The sequence below is a fragment of the Photobacterium damselae genome (assembly GCF_003026815.1).
In the GTDB taxonomy this organism is placed as follows: Bacteria; Pseudomonadota; Gammaproteobacteria; order Enterobacterales; family Vibrionaceae; genus Photobacterium; species Photobacterium damselae.
The window spans coordinates 40,298-47,675 of the sequence record NZ_PYOG01000030.1 but is presented as its reverse complement, the minus strand read 5'-3'; the positions used below and the strand labels follow the sequence as shown (position 1 = coordinate 47,675).

At 38.5% G+C, this 7,378-nt stretch carries 8 protein-coding genes; 7 read left to right on the top strand and 1 reads right to left on the bottom strand.

The window, feature by feature from the left end; all coding sequences use genetic code 11:
- Positions 1–233: 233 nt before the first annotated feature.
- Together CTN07_RS18915 and CTN07_RS18910 are read left to right on the top strand one after the other, a co-directional pair.
- A complete protein-coding gene (locus tag CTN07_RS18915) occupies positions 234–866 on the top strand; it encodes a hypothetical protein (RefSeq protein WP_005299243.1) in 633 nt (210 codons plus the stop codon).
- A 198-nt stretch (positions 867–1,064) separates the two neighbouring features.
- Entirely contained in the window at positions 1,065–1,331 is a 267-nt protein-coding gene (locus tag CTN07_RS18910) for a hypothetical protein (protein WP_036763784.1), read from the top strand.
- Positions 1,332–1,522: 191 nt separating this feature from the next.
- Here CTN07_RS18910 and CTN07_RS18905 read toward each other — a convergent pair whose 3' ends face one another.
- Complete coding sequence (locus tag CTN07_RS18905; protein WP_005299237.1) at positions 1,523–2,686, bottom strand: tyrosine-type recombinase/integrase; 1,164 nt, start codon at positions 2,684–2,686, stop codon at positions 1,523–1,525.
- Positions 2,687–2,865: 179 nt separating this feature from the next.
- Here CTN07_RS18905 and sbcB point away from each other — a divergent pair, with 179 nt between their 5' ends.
- The 5 genes from sbcB to cdd all read left to right on the top strand — a co-directional run bounded on the left by sbcB (position 2,866) and on the right by cdd (position 7,221).
- Positions 2,866–4,287 carry an exodeoxyribonuclease I gene (sbcB, locus tag CTN07_RS18900; RefSeq protein WP_005299234.1) on the top strand — a complete coding sequence of 474 codons (1,422 nt, stop codon included), beginning with the start codon at positions 2,866–2,868 and terminating at the stop codon, positions 4,285–4,287.
- Between the two features lie 141 nt (positions 4,288–4,428).
- Positions 4,429–4,944 carry a winged helix-turn-helix domain-containing protein gene (locus CTN07_RS18895; RefSeq protein ID WP_005299232.1) on the top strand — a complete coding sequence of 172 codons (516 nt, stop codon included), beginning with the start codon at positions 4,429–4,431 and terminating at the stop codon, positions 4,942–4,944.
- Positions 4,945–5,117: 173 nt separating this feature from the next.
- The gene (locus CTN07_RS18890) at positions 5,118–5,462 is read left to right on the top strand and encodes a CidA/LrgA family protein (RefSeq protein ID WP_036763782.1); all 345 of its coding nucleotides are present in this window, start codon (positions 5,118–5,120) and stop codon (positions 5,460–5,462) included.
- Positions 5,459–6,139, top strand: coding sequence for a CidB/LrgB family autolysis modulator (locus CTN07_RS18885; RefSeq protein WP_005299226.1), 681 nt, complete (start codon positions 5,459–5,461; stop codon positions 6,137–6,139). Before CTN07_RS18890 ends, CTN07_RS18885 begins: the two co-directional genes overlap by 4 nt.
- Before the next feature lie 194 nt (positions 6,140–6,333).
- On the top strand, positions 6,334–7,221 hold the full coding sequence (gene cdd / locus CTN07_RS18880) for a cytidine deaminase (protein WP_005299223.1): 888 nt from the start codon (positions 6,334–6,336) through the stop codon (positions 7,219–7,221).
- Positions 7,222–7,378 lie beyond the last annotated feature (157 nt).

Below are 7,378 nucleotides of genomic sequence, written 5' to 3'. Positions count from 1 at the left end.
TATATTATTGGTTATTACAGCCAATTACGACCACATCAATATAATGGCGGATTAACACCGAATGAATCCGAACGATTATATTGGTTAACCTCTAATACTGTGGCCAGTATTTGTTGACCACTACATTAACACCTTTACAGTTAGTTGATTAGGTTAATCATAATTAACTCCGTGATTATCAATATCATAGTGTTAATATGTACTCATTCTACTAATTTTTATGGTTACTAACTATGAGATATACCTACATCTTCTCCCTTTTAGCTTGTTTTCTTCTTACTCCATTAGAGACTAAGGCCCTACCAACCGAAAAAGGAATGAAACTCAAAACTACCAATATAGGGCAATGGAATCTCATTACCAGAACTGATTACGAGTATGATCCTTTTGATGATGAGACCACTAGAACATCTTTTACCGTATGGCTAAAACCAAATGATAAATCTACCACGTCATTTTCTGTGGATTTCATGTGCGATAAATTTGACAACATGATAGGCCTGTATGCTCAAGACTCTTTCTTCTTCAGTATTATAAATGGTGCCACTATTGATTTCAAAAATGAACATGATCAAAGCTATTCTTTTTCTGTTGAACGTAGTTTAAACAAGGCTTATCAAAAATCAATATTTGTACCAGAAGAAGATGAAGATAGCCTACTAGAGATACTAAAAGACTCACATAAAGGATACTTTAGATTTAATGGTCAATCTGGGAAAAATATTGAGAAGGTGGACTTTCATAATTTTAGCAAAAGTTATGATATGTACACTAAACAGTGTAAAAAATTGGCTCTATCACCTGAAATTATTAAAGGTAGAGTTCAAGGTATATGTCCAAATGGATGTGACAAGTATTTTAACTAAAGTTCATCAGGTTCTTTCTTAGACTTACAACTCGATTTCTCGTTAAATTAATCTAATTCAATGACTATCATCAGTAGCACAAAAAACAGATATAGTAATATTTGGCTACGTAACACCTAGATGCGATAAAATTTGTTTTGCTAAACCAACTATCCTGTTGAGACAATGACAACCTGTTTTATATATAGGAGTTTTTCGATGGAACATCAAGCCCACTTTTGTATCGAGGTTAACTATAAAAAAGGAAATGATGAAGAACCATTTTTCTTTAATCTTAATGTTGATGATTCAAGCTTTAAGCATATGACCCCTTTGGTTGTTTACGAAGTTATCAAAGATAATGGGTACCAAAGGGAGTTTGATTCGGCAGATCTAGATTTATTTATCCAAGAGGCAAAAAAACTCGGTGTATCAGAGATTAAGTTTGAATCAGGTGGCGTTGAAAAAGACATCCCAATCAAATGATTTAACTAGATTTAACGTAATACCTATTCTATTCACCGTGACAAAAGGTCTACATTAGCAGGCCTTTTATTGTATCTTGCGAAAGACCAGAAATTAGCATTAGTAGACTCTGAATGAGCCTTTACACTAACAAGAAACTGGGTATTTCAGTATTAGAAATACTATATCCAACACTAGTTAAGCCAAAAAAATCACTTCAAATAACTATCCAGCTTCTCAGCATATAGCTCATACCCTTCTAACTGCTCTTTCAACCAATCATGCTTGTTATAAACAGATAATACCCCACCAAGTTCATGGCCAAGCATCTTTTCAACTACATGCGGCATGACTCCCAATTCTGATGCTCCGGTGGATAGCGAACGTCTAAAATCATGGGTACGCCAATCTTCAATAGGTAAACCATCTCTAATACGGCGGATATAACGGTTAGCTGCTGAGATAGTTATCGGCTTATCCAGATCGCCACCGGGAAAAAGTACATCATCATAAGTAGCCATTACCCGTTCTAATATTGCCCTTGCTTTAGTTGGGATTGGCCGTCTTATTGGCGTATTTGTTTTACTAAGCTCTTTTGGTACCGTCCATATACCTGCTTCCATATCAAAGTGACTACGACGCGCAAGGCGTAATTCTGATAAACGATTGCCCCACAACATAGTCAGCTGATGCAATGCTTTATTGGATGAGCTGGCCCGACTACGCTCGATGGCCAACCAAATCATGCTAAGTTCTGAAAACGTTGGAACACGGGTACCAACCTCAGGAGCTTTACCCACATGCTGCCTTTTAATACGATCTAAGTCTGTTTTTTCTATGATGAACTTACTCTTACAAAAGTTTAAGCAGGATCTTAACTTAGTAAATAATGAATTAGCGGTTTTGGGCTTATCAAGACTAATGGTATCTAACCACTGCATCCATTCTCTAGCAGGAATAGTTTCGACATTACGTTCTGGGAAAGCGCCAATAAGGTAATTATTAGCAAATGAGCGATAAAGCGCCTGAGTACCCTCTTTTAATTGAGGAACATAATGTTTCAACCAGTACGCCACACAATCATCCAAAGTGATAAATTCAAGCTCACCTGTTATAGCAATGTTGGGATTTCGACCGGACTCTCTCAATTCCATCATTAATTTATGCATTCGTCTTGCCTCTTTGAGGCTAGTTACGGGATACTTACCTATACGGATTCTTAAGCTTTTTTTATTAAAGCGACAACGGTAGTGAAAGTAGATTTTAGCTTGAGGTGTTATACGGACAACGAGTCCTTCACCATCACTAATTTCAGCTTTACCATCATAAGTGTCTTGCTTTGAGATAAGATTAAGTTGTCGGTCTGTTAGGCTCATTATGCTATTCCTTTAAATTAGGACACAGGCTTGGATTTTAGGACGCACATTCGGACATTAATGCGAATCCCACGCTGAATTCAAGTGGAATTAACTACTGTATATAAAAACAGTATATCACAAAAAGCCATATTTATAACAATCACTTAATACAAGACACATGGCTTCCGGAAAATACTATGATCAAGAAAAACGAACCAAGCTTATACTGGATTGATTACGAAACTTTCGGCGCAAGCCCTGCGACCGATCGTCCATGTCAGTTTGCCGGTATTCGTACAGATATGGATCTCAATATCATCGGTGAACCTCTCGTTATCTACTGCAAACCGCCTCACGATTACCTGCCATCTCCAGAGGCTTGTTTAATCACAGGGATCACTCCACAAGAAGCCAATGAAAAAGGTCTCTCAGAGCCTGAATTTATTGCTCGTATTCACGAAGAACTCTCAAAACCTAATACTTGTGTAGTAGGATACAATAACGTCCGTTTTGATGACGAAGTCACTCGTTATACTTTATACCGTAACTTTTATGACCCATACGGTTGGAGTTGGCAGCAAGGTAATTCGCGTTGGGACTTACTGGATATTATGCGTACTTGTTACGCGCTGCGCCCTGACGGTATCAACTGGCCAACCGATGATGAAGGCCTACCAAGCTTCAAGCTAGAAAAACTCTCCGTAGCAAATGGCATTGAACACAGTAATGCCCACGATGCGATGGCTGATGTGTATGCAACCATTGAAATGGCAAAGTTAGTTAAACAAAATCAACCTAAGCTGTTTGATTACCTATTCAATAATCGCCATAAAAACAAACTGCAGCAACTTATTGATGTGGTTAATCTTACCCCGCTAGTCCACGTTACAGGTATGTTTGGTACCGTATGTGGCAATACTAGCTGGATTGTGCCGATTGCATGGCATCCAGATAATAAAAATGCCGTGATTACCATTAATCTAGCGCAAGACCCAACACCACTAATTGAATTAGATAGCGAAACTATTCGAACTCGTCTATATACAAAACGTGCCGATCTAGCAGCCGATGAATTGCCGATCCCGCTAAAAGAAGTTCATCTCAATAAATGCCCTATTTTAGCTCCAGCAAAAACGCTAACAGCAAATGATGCAGACCGTTTAGATATTGATCGTGAGCAGTGCTTAAAAAATCTGGCTCTTATTAAGCAACACCCAGAAATTCGCGAAAAAGTTTTAGAGGTATTTAGCGTTAAACGTGAGTTTGATAATCACGATAACGTAGATGCCATGTTATATGATGGTTTCTTCTCTCATGCCGATCGTGTAGCGATGGATATCATTCGGGAAACGGCACCGGAAGAGTTAGCAAACTTACAGTTAGAAGTGGCCGATAAACGTATTAAACCACTGCTTTTCCGCTATCGCGCTCGTAACTTCCCAATGACCTTAAGTTACGAAGAACAAACACGCTGGAAGCACCACTGCCAAGATTATTTTGAAGCGAATATTCCACGTTATATGGAAAACTTTGAACAGGTTGCATTAGATAATCAAAGTGATGAGAACAAAATGGCAATACTGCACAAACTTGGCCAGTATATTTCTACTCTCTGCTGATATCAGTAGTCTATTATCTTGATTCTAAGACAGATCTGTATTCTCTAATGCAGATCTGTTTTTTTATTAATATTAAACAAGATATGTCATTTATTTTGCATACAAAAACATGGTCAGTTCTCAAATTTTACTGAGGTGTTCATGGTTGCGAAAATTAAAACAAAGTCATTCTGCTTTGGTGGCGTTAGGTTTATACCAGAAAACCGACAAATCACTTGGGACAAAGACAAAAGTTGCTTTTTATCTGAACATGAAAACCGCCTACTCTGCACTCTCTGTTCCTGTGCAGGAGAAGTCGTCAGCATTCAAACGTTATATCAAAAAACATTTATCGAAATAGACCCATTTGAAGATTGTGATCAACAGTATGATCTGAATCTTTTATTGATGGCGTTATCTAAAAAGCTCAATTATCGTGGGCAAATGCTCATCCCAATCCATGTGATACCCAGCTTTGGTTATCGCGTCCCGCTACCGCATAGAAAACCACAATCCACACATAACCCCATATTACAAAAAGCATTTCCATTAACTCAAAATGAATCAGATACAGTAAGTTGTATCAATTTGGTTAAATTTTGTCAGCAGCATAAAAAACCAGTTCTAATTTCGGTATTTTTACTAATACTTTTTGTACTATTTACGAAGATAATTTAGAAGAGTTTCAAATATTTCAGTCAATTAACAAAAAATATAAATTTTCTGCTATCGTTTCTTATACGGTAATAGTTTTGATCTTTTTATCAGTAAACAACGCAAAAAGTGTGGCAAAGCTCACATTTTATTTGTATGATGAATTAAAATTTTGTTGATTCCCAATTTGAACTTAAATGAACTACTTACGATCTTTCGCTATTGTGATGATCTGCTATTTCTTAGGACAAGGAATACAGTATCTAACCCATCTACCAATACCAGGTAGCATTATTGGTCTATTTATTCTCTTTACCGCTTTATGTTTAGGCGTGTGTCCGACTTCTTGGGTAGAAAGCACGTGTAATTTATTAATCAAACACATGGCACTACTGTTTGTTCCAGTTGGTGTTGGCTTAATGAATTATCTGGATCTGATTTCCAACAACGTTGCGGTTATTGCAGCAAGTACTTTCGGTAGCACATTCATTGTTCTCGTTGTTTTAGGTCTTGCCGTGCACCATAAGGAGAAAGACAAATGATCTGGTTAGTTGCAACTTTGGTCTGCTTCTATGTAGCACGATACATTTCAGGCAAAATTAAAAACCCGCTGTTAAACCCTTTATTGATCACGTTAATTGTTCTTATCGTGCTGCTTAAATGGTTACAGGTACCTTACGAGGTTTATTTTGCCGATAACAAAATCATCAACTTCTTGTTGGGTCCTGCTGTTGTTGCTCTTGCCTTACCGCTGTACCAGCAATTGGCACATATTCGTAGTAAATGGAAAACCATTATGACCGCATGTTTTGTCGGTAGTGTGTTATCCATGACATTTGGTACGGCTATTGCGTTTTGGATGGGAGCAGATGCCCAACTCGCCGCCAGTATTTTGCCAAAATCCATTACGACCCCATTAGCTATGGCTGCATCTCAACAGATCGGTGGTATTCCTTCGATCACTGCCGCAATGGTTATTTTGGTTGGTATCTTTGGCGCTGTGTTGGGTTATCCGATTATGAAGCTGCTTAAAATTGAACATCCTCTCGCAAAAGGATTATCAATGGGTACCGTATCGCACGCATTAGGGACTGCAAAAGCGGCTGAAGAAGATTACCAAGAAGGGGCATTTAGCTCATTGGCATTGGTTATCTGCGGCATTATGACAACAATTTTAGCGCCTATATTGTTCCCTATACTGGTTCATTTATTTAGCTAATAAACTTGTGAATGAAATCGAATTCATAAGTTATTTCTCTGCATTTTTGGGAGAGAAGTCAAAAAACCTGTGTGACGCCTCTCTCAGAAATGCAAATCATGAAACACTCTAAATACATACGTGATCTAGATCACAAATCGATTTAGCAAGCTTGTCTACAATGTTTCTCCATCAACTATACGGAGTGACAACTCATGCACGCTAAAGTAATGGATGCTTTAGGTAATCTTCCGACCGAGTTAAAAACGGTTTTACTGCCTATTATTGAAGATCCTCAATTTGACGCAACCATCAGTCCTGATCAGTTTGACTATTTGTTATCTCAAACTCAAATGTCCGATTCCGATCTTCGCGTTGCCCTCCTTCCTATTGCTGCTGCTTATTCTGTTGCTCCTATTTCTAATTTCTATGTTGGTGCCATTGTTCGTGGTCTTTCTGGCCGCCTATACTTTGGGGCAAATATGGAAATTACTGGCGCATCTCTTTCTCAAACTGTTCATGCAGAGCAATCAGCAATTAGCCATGCATGGGTAAAAGGTGAAACAGGTATTTCTGATATCACCATCAACTACAGCCCTTGTGGTCACTGCCGCCAGTTTATGAATGAACTAACAACGGCTAAAGAACTTGAAGTGCAACTGCCGCAACGTGCCGCTAAAACACTGCAAGAATATCTTCCTGAATCATTTGGTCCTGCCGATCTACAAATTACTGATGCTCTATTGGCTGAAGTTAATAACGGTTTGGTTATTGAAGAGTCGGCAGAACTGGCACAGCAAGCGTGTAAAGCCGCTAACCGAGCGCATGCGCCTTACACCAAAAACTTCAGTGGTGTAGCACTTAAAGCCGATGATGGTCGTATTTTTACGGGTATGTATGCTGAAAATGCTGCATTCAACCCTAGCCTACCACCACTTCAAGTAGCATTGATTGGCATGAACATGGCTGGCTACACATTTGATAAGATTGTTGAGGCTGCTCTGGTTGAAAAGCAAGACAGTACCATTACCCACGTTAATGATACTCAAGCTCTACTAGAAGCTATTAACCCAGACATTCCTCTACTTTACGTTGCCGCTTAATCGCCAACGTTGATGATCAATTCTAGGCCGCAGATCTATTTTTCAGCGGCCTTTTTGTTTTTAAAATTCAACTCTTGGCTACTTTTAATGCCGTTAGCCTGATTTCTCACACTTAATATATTAATCTCTGACATCTCAGCGTATTATCTAGCACATT